This window comes from Lampropedia puyangensis (assembly GCF_004833285.1).
GTDB classification, from domain to species: Bacteria; Pseudomonadota; Gammaproteobacteria; order Burkholderiales; family Burkholderiaceae_C; genus Lampropedia; species Lampropedia puyangensis.
In genome coordinates this window covers 12,575-28,470 of record NZ_STFG01000030.1, presented here as the reverse complement: position 1 = coordinate 28,470, position 15,896 = coordinate 12,575, and the positions used below count along the sequence as shown (strand labels likewise).

At 53.8% G+C, this 15,896-nt stretch carries 15 protein-coding genes and 2 pseudogenes; 6 read left to right on the top strand and 11 right to left on the bottom strand.

What is annotated here, in order from left to right:
* Both E9531_RS16285 and E9531_RS16280 read right to left on the bottom strand, forming a co-directional pair.
* Positions 1–383: pseudogene (locus tag E9531_RS16285) on the bottom strand (slipin family protein); the annotation flags it as partial.
* A 43-nt stretch (positions 384–426) separates the two neighbouring features.
* Entirely contained in the window at positions 427–624 is a 198-nt protein-coding gene (locus tag E9531_RS16280; RefSeq protein ID WP_136574829.1) for a hypothetical protein, read from the bottom strand.
* A gap of 477 nt (positions 625–1,101) precedes the next feature.
* Here E9531_RS16280 and E9531_RS16270 point away from each other — a divergent pair.
* A pseudogene (locus E9531_RS16270) lies at positions 1,102–1,224 on the top strand (RNA repair transcriptional activator RtcR family protein); the annotation flags it as partial.
* A 108-nt stretch (positions 1,225–1,332) separates the two neighbouring features.
* Here E9531_RS16270 and E9531_RS16265 read toward each other — a convergent pair.
* On the bottom strand, positions 1,333–2,277 hold the full coding sequence (locus E9531_RS16265) for a spermidine synthase (protein WP_158291826.1): 945 nt from the start codon (positions 2,275–2,277) through the stop codon (positions 1,333–1,335).
* Positions 2,278–2,332: 55 nt separating this feature from the next.
* Entirely contained in the window at positions 2,333–2,833 is a 501-nt protein-coding gene (locus E9531_RS16260; RefSeq protein WP_211343470.1) for a hypothetical protein, read from the bottom strand.
* A gap of 165 nt (positions 2,834–2,998) precedes the next feature.
* Between E9531_RS16260 and E9531_RS16255 the strand changes: the two genes are divergently transcribed.
* Positions 2,999–3,463, top strand: coding sequence for a MaoC family dehydratase (locus E9531_RS16255; RefSeq protein WP_136574826.1), 465 nt, complete (start codon positions 2,999–3,001; stop codon positions 3,461–3,463).
* Between the two features lie 175 nt (positions 3,464–3,638).
* Here E9531_RS16255 and E9531_RS16250 read toward each other — a convergent pair whose 3' ends face one another.
* The 7 genes from E9531_RS16250 to E9531_RS16220 all read right to left on the bottom strand — a co-directional run bounded on the left by E9531_RS16250 (position 3,639) and on the right by E9531_RS16220 (position 10,024).
* Complete coding sequence (locus E9531_RS16250) at positions 3,639–4,949, bottom strand: citrate synthase (protein WP_136574825.1); 1,311 nt, start codon at positions 4,947–4,949, stop codon at positions 3,639–3,641.
* Positions 4,950–5,066: 117 nt separating this feature from the next.
* A complete protein-coding gene (locus tag E9531_RS16245) occupies positions 5,067–5,363 on the bottom strand; it encodes an FAD assembly factor SdhE (protein ID WP_244610158.1) in 297 nt (98 codons plus the stop codon).
* 180 nt (positions 5,364–5,543) lie between these two features.
* On the bottom strand, positions 5,544–6,248 hold the full coding sequence (locus tag E9531_RS16240; protein WP_136574824.1) for a succinate dehydrogenase iron-sulfur subunit: 705 nt from the start codon (positions 6,246–6,248) through the stop codon (positions 5,544–5,546).
* Between the two features lie 38 nt (positions 6,249–6,286).
* On the bottom strand, positions 6,287–8,095 hold the full coding sequence (gene sdhA / locus E9531_RS16235) for a succinate dehydrogenase flavoprotein subunit (protein ID WP_136574823.1): 1,809 nt from the start codon (positions 8,093–8,095) through the stop codon (positions 6,287–6,289).
* A gap of 77 nt (positions 8,096–8,172) precedes the next feature.
* Positions 8,173–8,538 (bottom strand): succinate dehydrogenase, hydrophobic membrane anchor protein, encoded by a 366-nt coding sequence (gene sdhD, locus E9531_RS16230; protein WP_136574822.1) that lies wholly within the window; start codon positions 8,536–8,538, stop codon positions 8,173–8,175.
* 24 nt (positions 8,539–8,562) lie between these two features.
* Positions 8,563–8,997 carry a succinate dehydrogenase, cytochrome b556 subunit gene (gene sdhC / locus E9531_RS16225; RefSeq protein WP_136574821.1) on the bottom strand — a complete coding sequence of 145 codons (435 nt, stop codon included), beginning with the start codon at positions 8,995–8,997 and terminating at the stop codon, positions 8,563–8,565.
* Positions 8,998–9,232: 235 nt separating this feature from the next.
* Complete coding sequence (locus tag E9531_RS16220; protein ID WP_136574820.1) at positions 9,233–10,024, bottom strand: GntR family transcriptional regulator; 792 nt, start codon at positions 10,022–10,024, stop codon at positions 9,233–9,235.
* Between the two features lie 454 nt (positions 10,025–10,478).
* On the opposite strand from E9531_RS16220, the gene E9531_RS16215 reads away from it, so the two are divergent.
* The 4 genes from E9531_RS16215 (at position 10,479) to acnB (ending at position 15,793) form a co-directional block, all read left to right on the top strand.
* Positions 10,479–11,465: a malate dehydrogenase gene (locus E9531_RS16215; protein ID WP_136574819.1), complete on the top strand. Its 987-nt coding sequence runs from the start codon at positions 10,479–10,481 to the stop codon at positions 11,463–11,465.
* A gap of 83 nt (positions 11,466–11,548) precedes the next feature.
* The gene (locus E9531_RS16210) at positions 11,549–12,550 is read left to right on the top strand and encodes an HpcH/HpaI aldolase/citrate lyase family protein (protein WP_136574818.1); all 1,002 of its coding nucleotides are present in this window, start codon (positions 11,549–11,551) and stop codon (positions 12,548–12,550) included.
* Between the two features lie 51 nt (positions 12,551–12,601).
* Positions 12,602–13,084: a hypothetical protein gene (locus E9531_RS16205; protein ID WP_136574817.1), complete on the top strand. Its 483-nt coding sequence runs from the start codon at positions 12,602–12,604 to the stop codon at positions 13,082–13,084.
* A gap of 114 nt (positions 13,085–13,198) precedes the next feature.
* On the top strand, positions 13,199–15,793 hold the full coding sequence (acnB, locus tag E9531_RS16200) for a bifunctional aconitate hydratase 2/2-methylisocitrate dehydratase (protein WP_136574816.1): 2,595 nt from the start codon (positions 13,199–13,201) through the stop codon (positions 15,791–15,793).
* Positions 15,794–15,896: the final 103 nt, after the last annotated feature.

Below are 15,896 nucleotides of genomic sequence, written 5' to 3'. Positions count from 1 at the left end.
AGATTCAGCCTCCACGGATACCGGTGCGATTCATTGATGGTTTCGATGGTGGTCTCTACCAAACCCTTCCAGTACAGCGCACGGGTAGCAGGCGGCAGTATTTCGACCAGCACACCGTTCTCGCTGCGCAAGGCGACTTCATGCTCGCTCAGCTGCACAGCCACAAATTCAGCGGCCACCACGGCAGGCTCTTGGCTCATCAGGTAATCGGCCAATTCGTGTTGGAAGGCTGGTTGGTTCAGTGCAAAGCGTTCGATTTTCAGTTCGTCTGACGCGGCAATCAACCAGTGCGAGCCGCTGTGCAATACGCGCTCAAAATCACCATTGCGCAGCAACAAGGCACGTTCGTTTTTCTTGATGGTGATGCGTTCAAATGTAGGCATGGTGCTTCTCCTCGTTCAATATCGTTTCGTTCAAGTCAATGCGTCAAAGGGCATTCAAAGGTGCCGTTACAGCGCTGCTAGGGCAGTTGATGGTGTGTGGGCTCGGGCCTTGCTGCGCGTTGCCATCAAGGCGTGCCTCGATGGTGGGCGGGCAGCGTGCGCGGCGCACTTCCATCAGTGCAAGCTGGCATCGCTGACGGTGTGGGTGGTTGGCTTTGACGGCACAAAATTGCGCCAACATCACCAACCATCCGCACCGCGTTCGGCGGGTGGTCTTTCGACCGTTTTAAGTAGCCGGTTTTGCAACCGATTGGGCAGGAATCGAACCTGCGACAGTCTTTTTCTACAAAAGATGCTCAACCATTGAGCTACCAGTGGTGACCTGTTGGGAGTCGAACCCAACCCCTTTAAGAAGGAGCTTCCACAAGTCAGGCCGTTATCCAACATCCAAGGGTGCGGCATACCAAACATCGACAGAGCCTACGCCCCAGATCCTTGGCACCGGCAGGGCAGAACCTGTGTTCTTAACCCTGACCTGTAAGCAATCCCTCTTGCTTTGGATGATTTAGATATTGCGAGAAGCGTGCCAATGTCGTCTCTATTGGATTGTTTTTAATTAAGTTATTGATTTATATTAATTTATTTAATTTTCATTGTTTTCTTGTTTTTTGATTATTTTCAATAAAATAGAAATATAGATAGATAAATAGAAAATTTTATGAGCAAGAAAACTGTTGTCATCGGCTATATGGGCACCCAACTCGATTCCGGTTTGGGGGCAGGGCGATGGGAAAAATGGCGCCCCACTATCTCGCTGGCGCAGCATGAAGACATGCTGATATTGAAATGCATTAAGCGAACTTCCGCTTTTGACCAAATAGCAGACTGTCAAAGTTTAGTGGAGGTCCAGGTCAGATGAAATCAGTGCGGTGTTTGCGAAGCATTGAAATCACTGACTATCAAAACTGAAGTCTGCACCCATGTGCCGCAACAGGTTGGTGGGCGACCACTGGTCCGTCAATGGGCGGGCTGTGCTGGGGGGCACGGGTTGTGCGGGGTAGTCGTCCCACCGGCCGGTGAGGGCATCGAGTGGGTCATCCGCGCTTTGCAACGTCAGGGCTTGCGTTGCTGCGTAGAGGATGTCATTCTCTAGTCGCTTCGCCCGCCAGAGGGAGGGGAAGACGGCCTGCCACGTGGCTTCTTCATGGGGCAATAAACGCCCGCGCGCAAAGGTGTTGGCGACGACGATGCCGTCTGCTGCGAGTAGCTGGCGGATTTGCGAGAGAAACTCCACCGTCAGCAAATGCTCGGGGATGTAGTCGTGGTCGAATGCGTCGAGCATGATGAGGTCATATGTTTGCTGTTGCCGTATTTGCTGGCGCACAAAAACGCGGGCATCCATCACGTGCACGCGCATTGATGGTGTGGGTTGGAAGCCAAAGCAATCTTGGGCCACTTGCACGACAGCGGCATCCAGTTCGACCACGTCGACCTTTGCGTCAGGGGCGTATTGCATCAAGGCTTTGGGGATGGAGCCACCGCCCATGCCGATCAACAAAATGCGTTGGGGCGGCCTAGGCAGCCAATGCATGCCAGCCAATAAGCCACGCGTGTACTCCAACGCCAAAACCTCGGGCTGGGCTTTGAGCATGCAGCTTTGGAAGAGGTTGCGCCGATCGAAGCTCATGCAGCGGAAGGCTTCGCCTTCCATCACCATCACATCCAGATGCTGGCCACGCACTGTTGTTGCAAGGTGGAAGTCCTCTTTCATTAAATCGTTTTCTAGGCTGAATGGGGGCGTGTTGGTTGTATCTATTGTGTTTGCGGTGGAGGTGACTGGCGAAGTGGTGGGGGCCGTCTGCCCCTGTGCATTCACGATGCCAATCATGCTCATGGGACACAGCAGGAGCGCCCACCACAACGGTGTTGGCAGTCCTTTTACAAGGCGATCAACAAGGCGAAAAGCAAGGGCAAAGAAATGGGTCAAGGTTTGCGGATGGGGCAAACAGGCGGGCGTGCGGTGCGAGAGCAAAGCTTGGGTAGGTCGTGTGCGCATGGCGATGAGGGCGGGTGCAGTGGATGGGGGTTAGCGCGGGGTAGGCGTTTGCGCAGGCCACCACCATAAAGCGGCACTGGCGATCACAGCGGTCAGAATGGCCAATGCCAGCAAAATGGTATTGATCTCCCACCACAAGACCAAGTAGTACGACGGTAGTAAGGCAGCCTGCTGCTGCCCCCAAGGTTGTCAGTGCGCTGAGTTGCACTGCGCGGGCGCCCGCTTCTTCTACCCGTGCGACCATCAAGCGCATGGCATAGGGCGTCAAACTGCCCGCTAGCACGCCAGGAAGGGTGAGCAAAATGGCGGAACCCAGTAGGCTGCCGTAGCGGGAATCAGGAGTCCAGTAGGCAATCTCGGCCAGTACCAAGTCGGCCATTAACACCAGTGGCAACAGCCCAAGCGAAAGCCACAGCAGCAATTGATAAAAGCGTGGTATCGAGCAAAGCCTCAATTGTTTAAATTCAGGCCTTATGCTCGTCAGGGACTTGACAGGTAAATCCCTTGGTTGTCGCACGACAGACAGCCAAAGCCAATGCTTGTCGCTATCGTGCCAGCCATGAAAACCTTTAAAACCTATTCTGAATTGAGTGCTCTTAAGGGGCAGGAAGTGGCTGTCACTGCGTGGCGCGAGGTGACGCAGGAGCAAATTAATTTATTTGCCCAAGCCACTGATGATCACCAGTGGATTCATGTGGATACTGAGCGCGCCGCTAAAGGCCCATTTGGTACCACGGTTGCACATGGTTTTTTCACGCTGTCATTGCTGGCGGGCTTCATGGGTGAGGCATGCAAGATTGATGGTGTTGTGATGGGCTTGAACTATGGTCTTAATAAGGTGCGTTTCACCTCGCCTGTCCCTGTCAATAGCCGGTTGCGCGCACGTTTGACATTGTTGGATACAGAGCCTTTGGACAATCAGGGATTACAGATTACCTGGCAGGTGCTGGTTGAGCGGGAGGGGCAAGACAAGCCGGTCTGTGTGGCCGAATCCCTATCGCGTGTTTATGGTGGGCAAGCGTAACGGTCACTGAAATTTCTAGTGCAACCGTTGATTGGCATGGCCAATCCGAAGGAGCTTGTATCTCGTGGGAAGGTTGCAATAAAAAAGCGCCTCAATAGAGGCGCTTCGCGTATAGATATAGACGGTTGATTTGTGCAATCGGCATCATGCATTGCACAGGGCAATGCATGTTGAATCAACGCTGTGCCAGAGGCTTCACGTTACGAGGGGTGTCGCCAACGAACAATTGGCGTGGGCGGCCAATTTTGTATTCTGGATCGCTGATCATTTCGTTCAGTTGAGCAATCCAGCCGACAGTACGTGCCAAAGCAAAAATGCCGGTGAACAGATTCACTGGAATGCCGATAGCGCGTTGCACGATGCCAGAGTAGAAGTCCACGTTCGGGTACAGCTTGCGTTGCACGAAGTAGTCGTCTTCCAGTGCGATTTTTTCCAGTTTCTTGGCTAAGGCGAACAATGGATCGTTTTCCAGGCCCAACTCGGCCAGCACTTCGTTGCAAGTTTCTTGCATCAGTTTGGCGCGTGGATCGTAGTTTTTGTAAACGCGGTGGCCAAAGCCCATCAGTTTCACGCCGGAATTTTTGTCTTTGACTTGCTCCATGAATTCGCCAACTTTTTCGATACCGCCGTTGGCTTGGATTTGTTCGAGCATGTTCAGGCAAGCTTCGTTGGCACCACCGTGAGCAGGGCCCCACAGGCAAGCCACGCCAGCGGCAATAGCCGCAAATGGATTGGTGCCCGATGAGCCGCACAGACGAACGGTGGAAGTTGAAGCGTTTTGCTCGTGGTCAGCATGCAAGATGAAGATGCGGTCCATTGCGCGCTCGAGCACTGGATTGACCTTGTATTCTTCACATGGGTTGCCGAACATCATGCGCAGGAAATTGCCTGCGTAGCTCAGATCGTTTTGAGGGTACATGTAAGGCGCGCCAATGCCGTATTTGTAGGCCATAGCGACCAAAGTAGGCATTTTTGCGATCAGGCGAATCGCAGCGATGTTGCGGTGCTCTGGATTGTTGATGTCGGTGCTGTCATGGTAGAACGCAGACATGCCGCCGACCAGGCCAGTCAGGATGGCCATAGGGTGAGCATCGCGGCGGAAACCACGCAGGAAGAACTGCATTTGCTCATTGACCATGGTGTGGCGGGTAACGCGCTGGTCAAAGTCGGCTTTTTGCGCGGCATTGGGCAGTTCGCCGTTGAGCAGCAGGTAACAGGTTTCCAGATAGTCGCAGTTCACAGCCAATTGCTCAATCGGGTAGCCGCGGTACAGCAGCTCACCCTTGTCGCCATCAATGTAGGTGATGGCCGATTGGCATGACGCAGTAGACAAAAATCCCGGGTCATAGGTAAACATGCCGGTTTGGCCGTAGAGCTTGCGGATGTCAATCACATCCGGGCCAACTGTGCCTTCGTACACAGGGAGATCAACCGCAGGCTTGCCATTGGAAAATGACAGGGTTGCTTTGTTGTCAGACAGCTTCATATTTACCTTCCTTTGATGGAGCCGAAAACCTTGGCCATCGAGGCACCGGTTCGGCGAGGCGGGATTGTCGAAAAGAAACGTTGCAGTAGCGACTCGCTTGGCTAGACAACTGAGTGTTCAGTTGAGCGGGGCGGGGCGAATCAGCTCCAATACACCGTGTATCTCGGGGGTATCGATGTCTCCTTGCAGCTCTTTACGGCGCAAGAGTAGATCCAGCAGATCGTTGTCTGCCAGGTTCATCAACTCAGTCATTGCCCTGCCTTGCGCGACGCTGAGCGAGGGGCCATGTGCGTTGAAGAATTTCTCAATGAGCAGGTCGTTTTCCAATAATCCTCGGCGTGAACGCCATTGCAGCTGGCGCAGTTGCAGCTCGGTCATCCGTTGTTGCTCTTGCATAGGGTTCTCAGCGGTCATGGTGACAGGCGAAGGGGTTGAAAAAGGGGTATTGCATCAAACGTGTCACGTAAGACAATGCGTTGTCATCTCTTGCGCAATGCGCTCTGATGCGGGAGAGCGGTTGTATTGCACACCACCATGGAGCTTTGGGATTGGGGGATTGTTCCCATGGTTCCATGATGGTGTTGTGTGTTGCGCTTAGATAGCGCGGCGCACCATCAACTCTTTAATTTTGCCGATAGCCCGTGTGGGGTTCAAACCCTTGGGGCACACATCCACGCAGTTCATGATGGTGTGGCAACGGAACAAGCGGTATGGATCTTCCAAGTTGTCCAGACGTGCCCCAGTCGCATCATCGCGGCTGTCGGCAATAAAACGGTAGGCTTGCAGCAAACCGGCTGGGCCAACGAACTTATCAGGGTTCCACCAGAAGGACGGGCAGCTGGTGGAGCAGCTGGCGCAGAGAATGCATTCGTACAAGCCATTGAGTTCTTCGCGCTCTTCAGGCGATTGCAGGCGTTCACGCTCTGGCGGCAGGTTTTCGTTTTGCAGGTAAGGCTTGATGCTGTAGTACTGCTTGAAAAATTGCGTCATGTCGACGATCAGATCGCGAATCACTGGCAGGCCGGGCAGAGGCTTGAGCACAATCGTTCCCTTCAGGGTATTCATGTTGGTCAAGCAGGCCAAGCCGTTTTTACCGTTGATGTTCATGGCATCTGAGCCGCACACGCCTTCGCGGCAAGAGCGACGAAATGCGATTGAAGGATCTTTGGCTTTGAGTTTGACCAGCGCATCAAGCAACATACGCTCATGGCCGTCGAGCTCCACTTCCACTTCCTGCATATAAGGCTTGGCGTCCTTATCAGGATCGTAGCGATAGATTTGAAATTTGCGGATTGTCATGGTGTTTTACTCTCGTGAGGCTTGCAGGCAGCTGGTGATTAGAAGGTACGAACTTTAGGTGGCACGCTGTCCACGGTCAGTGGCTTGAGGTTCACCGGCTTGTAATCCAAGCTGTTGGTTGCGCTGTACCAGAGGGTGTGTTTGAGCCACTCTTTATCGTTACGACCCAGCGGGAAGTCTGGGTGATCAGCCGGGTGCTCGTAGTCGTACACAGTGTGGGCACCGCGGCATTCGCGGCGTGCTGCTGCAGAGGTCATGGTTGCTTGAGCGACTTCGATCAAGTTGTCCACTTCCAGTGCCTCCATGCGTGCGGTGTTCCACACTTTGGATTTGTCTTTGAGTGTGACTTGACCCACTTTTTCACGGATGGCGTTGATTTTGACAACACCTTCATCCATGCCTTCTTGCGTACGGAACACACCGGCGTGCTGCTGCATGCTTTGGCGAATCTCGTTGGCAATATCTTGCGAGTAAATGCCGGAATTCGATTCTTGCAGGCGATTCAGGCGTGCAAGCGTGAGGTCTGCTGCATCGGCAGGCAGAGGTTTGTGCTCGTGCTGGGCTTGAACCGTCTTGACGATGTGCTTGCCAGCGGATTTGCCAAACACCAGCAAGTCCAGCAGCGAGTTCGTGCCCAGGCGGTTGGCGCCATGCACCGATACGCACGAACATTCGCCCACAGCGTACAAGCCGTTGACCACTTCTGCGTTGTTGGTGTCGGTCTTGATGACGACCTGGCCGCTGATGTTGGTCGGGATACCACCCATTTGGTAGTGGATGGTGGGCACGACTGGAATTGGCACTTTGGTGATGTCGACGTTGGCGAAGTTGTGGCCAATTTCTTCCACCGATGGCAGGCGTTTGCGGATGGTTTCTGCGCCCAAGTGGGTCATGTCCATCAGGATGTAGTCCTTATTAGGGCCGCAGCCACGGCCTTCCTTGATTTCCTGGTCCATCGAGCGGGACACGAAGTCGCGCGGGGCCAAGTCTTTCAAAGTTGGCGCGTAACGCTCCATGAAGCGCTCGCCTTCGCTGTTACGCAAAATCGCGCCTTCGCCACGGCAACCTTCGGTCAGCAACACGCCCGCGCCAGCCACGCCGGTGGGGTGGAATTGCCAGAATTCCATGTCTTGCAGCGGAATGCCTGCGCGAGCAGCCATACCCAAACCGTCGCCAGTGTTGATGAACGCATTGGTTGATGCAGCGAAGATGCGGCCTGCACCGCCAGTGGCCAGCAGCACCACCTTGGCTTGCAAAATGTAGAGCTCGCCAGTTTCGAGTTCAAGCGCAGTCACGCCGACTACATCGCCTTGCTCGTCGCGGATCAGGTCCAGTGCCATCCATTCGACAAAGAAGTTGGTTTTTTCTTTGACGTTTTGTTGGTAGAGCGTATGCAACATGGCGTGGCCAGTACGGTCGGCCGCAGCGCAAGCGCGTTGCACTGGTTTTTCGCCGTAGTTGGCGGTGTGGCCGCCGAATGGGCGCTGGTAAATCGTACCGTCTGGGTTGCGGTCAAACGGCATGCCGAAGTGCTCCAGTTCGATCACGACGTTTGGTGCTTCGCGGCACATGAATTCAATTGCGTCTTGGTCACCCAGCCAGTCCGAGCCTTTGATGGTGTCGTAGAAGTGGTAGTGCCAGTTGTCTTCGCTCATGTTGCCAAGCGAGGCCGACACGCCACCTTGCGCTGCAACCGTGTGTGAGCGAGTGGGGAATACTTTGGAGAGCGATGCGACTGACAGACCGGCCTTGGACAGTTCCAGTGCGGCACGCAGGCCCGAACCACCCGCGCCAATGATGACGGCGTCAAACTTGCGAGTGATGATGTTTTCTTTGGTGTAGCTCATGGTATTGAAAATCTCTTGGTCTTCTCAAAGTGGGGCGGTGAGATGCGATGCAGAGCATGGCGTCTCACAAAATATGCTTACAGGCGCCAGAGAGTCTGGAAAGCCCAACCGGCGCAGCCAATCAGCCAGACGATGGTGAACACGTCCAGCGCAAGACGCAGGCCAACGGCGGGTACATAGTCCATCCAGACATCGCGCACACCAACCCATGCGTGCCAGAGCACGGCCACGATAGAGACAAAGGCAAACAAGCGCATCCATTGGGCATTGAAGATGGCTTGCCATGCGGCGTAATCAACTGGACCTTTGGTCAGGCAGACCTGAGCCAAGAGTACCAAAGCGAAAAGGGCAATCACAAGAGCGGTGATGCGTTGGCTGAGCCAATCGCGCAAACCATAATGCGCGCCAACCACCACGCGCTTGGATCCGTAGTTAATAGACATGAAGAGCTCCTTGCGGGTGATGGATTAGTAGAGGCCAAAAATCTTGGCGCCAAAGACAACGGTCAGTGCCAGGCTGACAGCAAAAGAAGCCAAGGCAGATTTACGACCAAACTCTTTATTCACAGCATGGTGGTTCACGTCCATGAACAAGTGGCGCACGCCTGCGCACAAGTGGTGCAAGAACGCCCAAACCAGAACCAGAACACCTAATTTCACCAAGAAGCCGGGAAGAATCCACAGGCCATCGCGGAAGATTCCAGTCACTGAAGTGAAGGTTTCAGGTGTGCGCAGCGACATGTCGAAAACCCACAGCAAAAAAGGCAGCAGGACAAACATGATGATGCCACTGACACGGTGCAAAATTGACAGCACGCCTGCGGCAGGTAAGCGGTAAGTGCGGACATCATTGAAGATGTTGATGTTGCGAAACTCAGGCCTTTTCTTGGTGACTTCATTCATGGGGTTTTGGCTTTCAGTGCGAGGAATTTGTGGGGCGTCCCCTCAGGACAAACGGTCGGATTCTAGACCTTTTGACCTGGCTTTTGTTTGATTTGGGGTATTTGTGAATTAAGTTTGGTTGGTGTGTCTTAACTTTTTGGCGGGAAAAATACTGTGAAATAGGTTGCGATATGCAGGGTATGTTGCCGCCATCAATAGGGCTGATTGCGCAACACCTCATCAGGAGCTTGGTGCTCTAATTCAGCTCATTGAGGTAGTGGTGTGTATCCGTTCGGTACAGGCCGCGCCTGAGCTCCATGGGGGTGTCGTTGTAGGTGTAAGCAATGCGCTCAACAGACAGTAGTGGAGTGTGCGATTCGACCTGAAGCAACTGGACCGTTTCGGCATCCGGTGGCAGGATGGCTTTGAGGTGCTCGACGGCTCGCACCATCCGAACACCAAATTCTTTTTCTAGCAAGGCGTAGGTAGGGCCTTGGTAATGGGTGATTTGCTCTGCGCTAATGCCTTTGAAGGCATGTCCTGGCAACCAAATGTCTTCAAGCACTGAAGGGGTGCTCTGCATGGACAGGGTGCGGCGAATGTGGATGACGGCGTCCCCACTGCGCAGGCCGATTTGTGAGGCCAAGTCTGCCGTCGCACGGATACGCTTGCAGAACAAAATGTGCCGCTGGGCAGGGCCTTCTTCGTCCAGTCCGCCGGCATCTGGTCGCAGGCGAAGGAAGCGGTACTGCACATGGCGCTCAGAATGGGTCGCAACAAAAGTTCCTTTGCCTTGCCTGCGCACCAAGAGGTTTTCCGCTGCAAGCTCATCAATCGCCTTGCGCACGGTACCTTGGCTGACCCTTAGCTGCTGGGATAGCTCCATTTCACTGGGAATAGCTTCGCCAGGCTGCCATTGACCCGCTTCAAGCTTTTGCAGAAGTAGTCCCTTGATTTGGCGGTACAAAGGGCTAAACGAAGGCGGCGCCAGAGCAATGGTGCTGGCGCTGTCTTCGGTGTTTTTGCCTGTTGCGTGAAGCTCGGTCATTGTGAAGGGTACGGTTTGTGCAAGAGGTCTGGGAAGTTGTCGGTCGTGGCTGGATGCTCTCGTCAGGCATGTGCTTGGGGCAATGAACAGATTATCGACATTGCTCGTGCGGGATTGCGCAGACAAAGGAAGCTTTTTTGTTTGGCATTGGGCCTCTTGACGCGCTGCGATTGAACTGCGTGTGAGGGCTCCGGGTTTGGATGGAGTCGTGGAAATTGACTCTATTTTACGCGCATTGGAAAGGATATTGGCAATATCTTATATAAGACATAAGAATTTTTGGCGGGCACGGTCAAACCCTTGTAAAATCTGCGGCGCATTCCTTGCTGACCTGTGAAGATGCAGCCCTGTGTTGAATTGCTGGCATATTTTGTGGCTCCTGTGTGGGCTTTGTATGCGGCGTTGCGCGGTGTGCTGATCTTCTTTCAACTTCAATCCAGAGTGGAGAAAAGCTATGAGCAAAAAAGCCGCACGCGTCGCGGTGACCGGTGCAGCCGGCCAAATCGGTTACGCCCTGTTGTTCCGTATCGCATCCGGCGAGATGCTGGGCAAAGATCAGCCAGTGATCTTGCAATTGCTGGAAATTCCAGATGAGAAAGCACAGAAAGCGCTGCAAGGCGTGATTATGGAGCTGCAAGACTGCGCGTTTCCATTGCTCGAAGGCATTGTGGCCGCTGGCGATCCAGAAGTGGCCTTCAAAGATGCAGACTACGCACTGCTGGTTGGCGCTCGTCCACGTGGGCCTGGCATGGAGCGTGCAGATCTGTTGGCTGCTAACGCCCAAATTTTCACAGCACAAGGCAAGGCCTTGAATAAAGTTGCCAGCCGCGACGTCAAAGTACTGGTGGTGGGCAACCCTGCTAACACCAATGCATACATCGCTATGAAGAGCGCGCCAGATCTGCCGCGTGAGAATTTCACAGCCATGCTGCGTTTGGATCACAACCGCGCCGCCAGCCAAATCGCTGAGAAAACCGGTGGCAAAGTGGGTGAGATCAAAAAACTCACCGTCTGGGGTAACCACTCTCCTACGATGTACGCCGATTACCGTTTTGCCTCCATTGGTGGCAAGTCTGTGAAAGACACCATCAATGACCAAGAATGGAACGCCAACGTGTTCCTGCCAACAGTGGGCAAACGTGGTGCAGCCATCATTGAAGCACGTGGTCTGTCTTCTGCTGCTTCGGCTGCAAACGCAGCGATTGACCACATGCGCGATTGGGCTTTGGGCTCGCAAGGTGAATGGGTCACTATGGGGGTTCCATCCAATGGCGAATACGGCATTCCTAAAGACGTGATTTTTGGCTTCCCTGTGGTTACAGAGAATGGCAAATACAAAATCGTTGAAGGCTTGGACATCGACGCATTCAGCCAAGAGCGTCTGGACAAGACACTGGCCGAGCTCCAAGGTGAGCAAGACGGTGTGAAGCACTTGCTGTAATGGCAACAGGGGCGCCGTTGGCGCCCCGTTTTATGTTGGCGCTTGTTTTGAGAATTTCGCGTAGTAGTTGAGCCCTTTCTGACATGACCTTGCCTCTGGATCACCCCCGTTCTGTTTTGCTTGGCAGCCAAGCTGGTGCTTTTGCACTGCCTGTGTGTGACCACTACAGCGGTGTAGAGGTGCGTATGCGCAAAAGCTTGCAGATGCAGGCTGAAATGGCGCAAGAGTTTGGTGCTTGTGTGTTTGATGTCACCCTCGATTGCGAAGATGGCGCCCCGGTTGGTGGTGAGCGTGAACATGCGCAATTGGTTGTTGATTTGGTGCGTAACGCGGCGCCTGCAATGCGTGTTGCGGCGCGGGTGCATGCAACAGACCATCCGTCCTTTGAAGAGGATATCCAGACCATCGTGGGCCAAGCGGGTGATCGACTCAGCCATTTGATGGTGCCCAAGGTTGAAGGCCTGCACGATGTGCAGCGTGCAGTGGCGTTGATGGATGCAGCTGGAGCGCCCAATTTGCCTTTGCATGTTTTGATTGAGTCCCCTCTGGCTGTTCACCATGCGTTTGCTATAGCAGCGCACGCGCGGGTGCAGTCGCTCAGTTTCGGTTTGATGGACTTTGTTTCAGCCCATGGTGGCGCGATTGGTTCAGACGCCATGGGGGTGACTGGCCAGTTTACCCATCCTATGGTAGTGCGTGCGAAGTTGGAGATGGCTGCGGCCTGCCATGCCTATGGAAAAACGCCATCGCATTGTGTAGTCACCGAATTCAACGATCCTGAGGCGATGCGGCAATCGGTATTGCAAGCGAGCCGTCAGCTTAGCTACACACGCATGTGGAGTATCCATCCGTCGCAAATCCGCCCCATTCTTGACGCTTTTTCACCTGATCGTGCTGAAGTTGAGATGTCAGTGCAGATCATTGAGGCAGCCCATGCTGCACAATGGGCGCCGATCAGCCACGATGGGGTTTTGCATGATCGCGCCAGTTACCGTTATTACTGGCAAGTATTGGAGCGTGCGTACCAAACCGGCCAGGCATTGCCTGAATCGGTCAAAGTATGGCTTGCGCCGCAGCGTGGTTGATATGTTGATGTTTAACCAACACTCCCCATCTATATATCCACAGTAAAGAACATGATGCGCATTGCCCTGACAATTCCTGCTATGGCCCTGGTGGCTGTCGCCCTGACCGGCTGTGAGCTGGCCAACACTTTCCCCTTTTTGAATCCAAGCGACAGTTCGGCCACCAGTACTGCCGCTAATGACAAAGCGATTGCTGACCCGCCTGCGCCTGCAGCAGGTCAGGCCTCTGCAACACCTGCCGAGCCTGTGTTGACTGGTGTTGACCGTGTCATCAGCCGTGTGCACAAGGGTAATTTTTTGTGTGCTGGAGCGGTGTCGGTGAATGTGGCGGAAGCGCCAGGCAATCCCCGCGAATTTGTGGTTCAAGGCAAAAATTTCAAGCACCAGATGATTCCGGTGGTGACTGCAAGTGGTGCAATCCGTTTGGAGAACCAAGCCAATGGCATCGTTTGGTTGCAAGTGGGCAAACAGGCCATGCTGATGAACCAAACCAAAGGCCAGCGTCTGGCCGCCGAGTGCGTTCCGAAAGAGTAAGGAACTAGCCTCCCGAACCGCTTTGTGGCAAGCGCTGAGCGTGTGGCGGTAAGCGAGCATTTGGCATGTGACGAGTAGTAAGACTTTTTAGATTGATAGCCCCAGGAGAAAACCATGTTGAACGAATACCGCAAACACGTTGAAGAGCGCGCTGCGCTTGGAATCCCGCCATTGGCGCTGGATGCCAAGCAGGTGGCTGAGCTGATTGAGCTGATCAAAAATCCTCCGGCTGGAGAAGGTGAGTTCTTGCTCGATTTGCTGACACACCGTGTGCCTCCAGGTGTGGACGATGCGGCCAAGGTAAAAGCCAGTTTTTTGGCTGCTGTGGCCCACGGTGATATTCAAGTGGGGCTGATCTCTAAGTCCAAGGCAACTGAGTTGCTTGGCACTATGGTGGGTGGCTACAACGTGCATCCGCTGATTGAGTTGCTCGACGATGCTGAAGTGGCCGATGTGGCTGCTGCTGCATTGAAGAAAACCCTGTTGATGTTTGATTACTTCAATGACGTGGCAGACAAAGCCAAAGCAGGCAATGCCAAGGCCAAAGAAGTGATGCAAAGCTGGGCGGATGCTGAGTGGTTCACTAGCCGCCCCAAAGTGGCTGAAAAAATCACGGTAACCGTATTCAAGGTACCGGGCGAGACCAACACCGACGACCTCTCGCCAGCGCCTGATGCAACGACACGTCCAGACATTCCTATGCACTATTTGGCCATGTTGAAAAATACCCGTCCAGACGCGGTCTTTAAGCCAGAAAAAGATGGTGTGCGTGGGCCGATTCAATTCATCGAAGACTTGAAGAAAAAAGGCCACATTGTGGCTTACGTGGGGGATGTGGTGGGCACAGGCTCATCTCGTAAGTCTGCGACCAATTCGGTGATTTGGGCCACTGGCGATGACATTCCATTCGTACCCAACAAGCGCTTTGGTGGCGTGACTCTGGGTGGCAAAATCGCTCCTATTTTCTTCAACACACAAGAAGACTCTGGTTCTTTGCCGATTGAAGTGGATGTTTCCAAATTGGAAATGGGCGATGTAATCGATATCTTCCCTTATGACGGCAAGATTGAAAAAGACGGCGCCACAATCGCAGAATTCAGCCTCAAAAGCGAGGTGCTGCTCGATGAGGTGCAGTCTGGTGGCCGTATCAACCTGATTATTGGCCGTGCGCTGACCGCGAAAGCCCGTGAGTTTTTGGGGTTGCCTGCTTCGACTGAATTCCGCTTGCCTCAGGCACCGGCGGAATCCAAAGCTGGGTTCACGTTAGCGCAAAAAATGGTAGGCCGTGCTGTTGGTTTGCCTGAAGGTCAAGGCGTGCGTCCAGGCACGTACTGCGAACCGCGCATGACCACAGTGGGCTCGCAAGATACGACTGGTCCAATGACGCGTGACGAGTTGAAAGACTTGGCTTGTTTGGGCTTCTCGGCAGATATGGTGATGCAGTCTTTCTGCCATACCGCAGCCTATCCAAAACCAGTGGACGTGAAAACCCACCGTGAACTGCCTGCGTTCATCTCCAACCGTGGCGGTGTGGCGTTGCGCCCAGGTGACGGTGTGATCCATAGCTGGCTCAACCGTTTGCTGCTGCCAGATACCGTTGGTACTGGTGGTGACTCCCACACCCGTTTCCCGATTGGGATCAGCTTCCCTGCTGGTTCTGGTTTGGTGGCTTTTGGTGCAGCCACAGGTGTGATGCCTTTGGATATGCCTGAATCTGTGCTTGTGCGTTTCAAGGGCGATTTGCAGCCTGGGGTTACCCTGCGTGACTTGGTGCATGCCATTCCTTTGTATGCCATCAAGCAAGGCTTGCTGACTGTGGCCAAGGCAGGCAAGAAGAACATCTTCTCAGGCAAAATTTTGGAAATTGAAGGCCTGCCTGATTTGAAGGTTGAGCAAGCATTTGAATTGTCGGATGCGTCGGCTGAACGCTCGGCTGCAGGTTGCACGATCAAGCTCAATACTGAGCCGGTCAAAGAGTACCTGACCAGCAATATTGTGTTGATGAAGAACATGATCGCTGATGGCTACGCTGATGCGAAGACGTTGCAGCGCCGTATTGAAAAAGTGCAAGCTTGGTTGGCCAAGCCTGAATTGCTCGAAGCGGATAAGGATGCGGAATACGCAGCCGTGATCGAAATCGATTTGGCAGATATCAAAGAGCCTATCGTGTGCTGCCCGAATGATCCAGACGACGCCAAGTTCCTGTCCGAAGTGGCAGGCACCAAGATTGACGAAGCCTTTATCGGCTCATGCATGACCAATATCGGCCACTTCCGCGCCGCTGCGAAATTACTGGGTGGCCAGCGCGATATTCCCGTCAAACTGTGGGTGGCTCCGCCAACCAAAATGGACGAGAGCGAGCTGATCAAAGAAGGGCATTACGCGGCATTTGGCACAGCTGGTGCACGTACTGAAATGCCAGGCTGTTCCTTGTGCATGGGCAACCAGGCGCAAGTGCGTGAAGGCGCAACCGTGATCTCGACTTCGACCCGTAACTTCCCGAACCGTCTGGGTAAAAACACCCAAGTGTTCCTGGGCTCTGCTGAGTTGTCGGCTATTGCTTCACGTTTGGGATACTTGCCTACTCCTGAAGAGTACCTGAAGGAAATGGGCGTGATCGATGCGGATAAAGCCAGCGTCTACCGCTACATGAACTTCAATGAAATTGAAGAGTATGTGGACAATGCCAAAGGCGCTGCAACGGTGTAAGCCGATCGCTGGCAGCGCTCGCACATAGGCAGGCGCCGGTGCTTGCCGCGCCAGCGCTCCATAAAAAAACCGCTCGATCAAGAGCGGTTTTTTTGTTTGTGTT

Coding starts and splice junctions, on each gene's coding strand:
- E9531_RS16280 (WP_136574829.1), bottom strand. CDS start 624: ATGTTGGCGCAATTTTGTGCCGTCAAAGCCAACCACCCACACCGTCAG.
- E9531_RS16265 (WP_158291826.1), bottom strand. CDS start 2,277: ATGAGCATGATTGGCATCGTGAATGCACAGGGGCAGACGGCCCCCACC.
- E9531_RS16255 (WP_136574826.1), top strand. CDS start 2,999: ATGAAAACCTTTAAAACCTATTCTGAATTGAGTGCTCTTAAGGGGCAG.
- E9531_RS16250 (WP_136574825.1), bottom strand. CDS start 4,949: ATGAAGCTGTCTGACAACAAAGCAACCCTGTCATTTTCCAATGGCAAG.
- E9531_RS16245 (WP_244610158.1), bottom strand. CDS start 5,363: ATGACCGCTGAGAACCCTATGCAAGAGCAACAACGGATGACCGAGCTG.
- E9531_RS16240 (WP_136574824.1), bottom strand. CDS start 6,248: ATGACAATCCGCAAATTTCAAATCTATCGCTACGATCCTGATAAGGAC.
- sdhA (WP_136574823.1), bottom strand. CDS start 8,095: ATGAGCTACACCAAAGAAAACATCATCACTCGCAAGTTTGACGCCGTC.
- sdhD (WP_136574822.1), bottom strand. CDS start 8,538: ATGTCTATTAACTACGGATCCAAGCGCGTGGTGGTTGGCGCGCATTAT.
- sdhC (WP_136574821.1), bottom strand. CDS start 8,997: ATGAATGAAGTCACCAAGAAAAGGCCTGAGTTTCGCAACATCAACATC.
- E9531_RS16220 (WP_136574820.1), bottom strand. CDS start 10,024: ATGACCGAGCTTCACGCAACAGGCAAAAACACCGAAGACAGCGCCAGC.
- E9531_RS16215 (WP_136574819.1), top strand. CDS start 10,479: ATGAGCAAAAAAGCCGCACGCGTCGCGGTGACCGGTGCAGCCGGCCAA.
- E9531_RS16210 (WP_136574818.1), top strand. CDS start 11,549: ATGACCTTGCCTCTGGATCACCCCCGTTCTGTTTTGCTTGGCAGCCAA.
- E9531_RS16205 (WP_136574817.1), top strand. CDS start 12,602: ATGATGCGCATTGCCCTGACAATTCCTGCTATGGCCCTGGTGGCTGTC.
- acnB (WP_136574816.1), top strand. CDS start 13,199: ATGTTGAACGAATACCGCAAACACGTTGAAGAGCGCGCTGCGCTTGGA.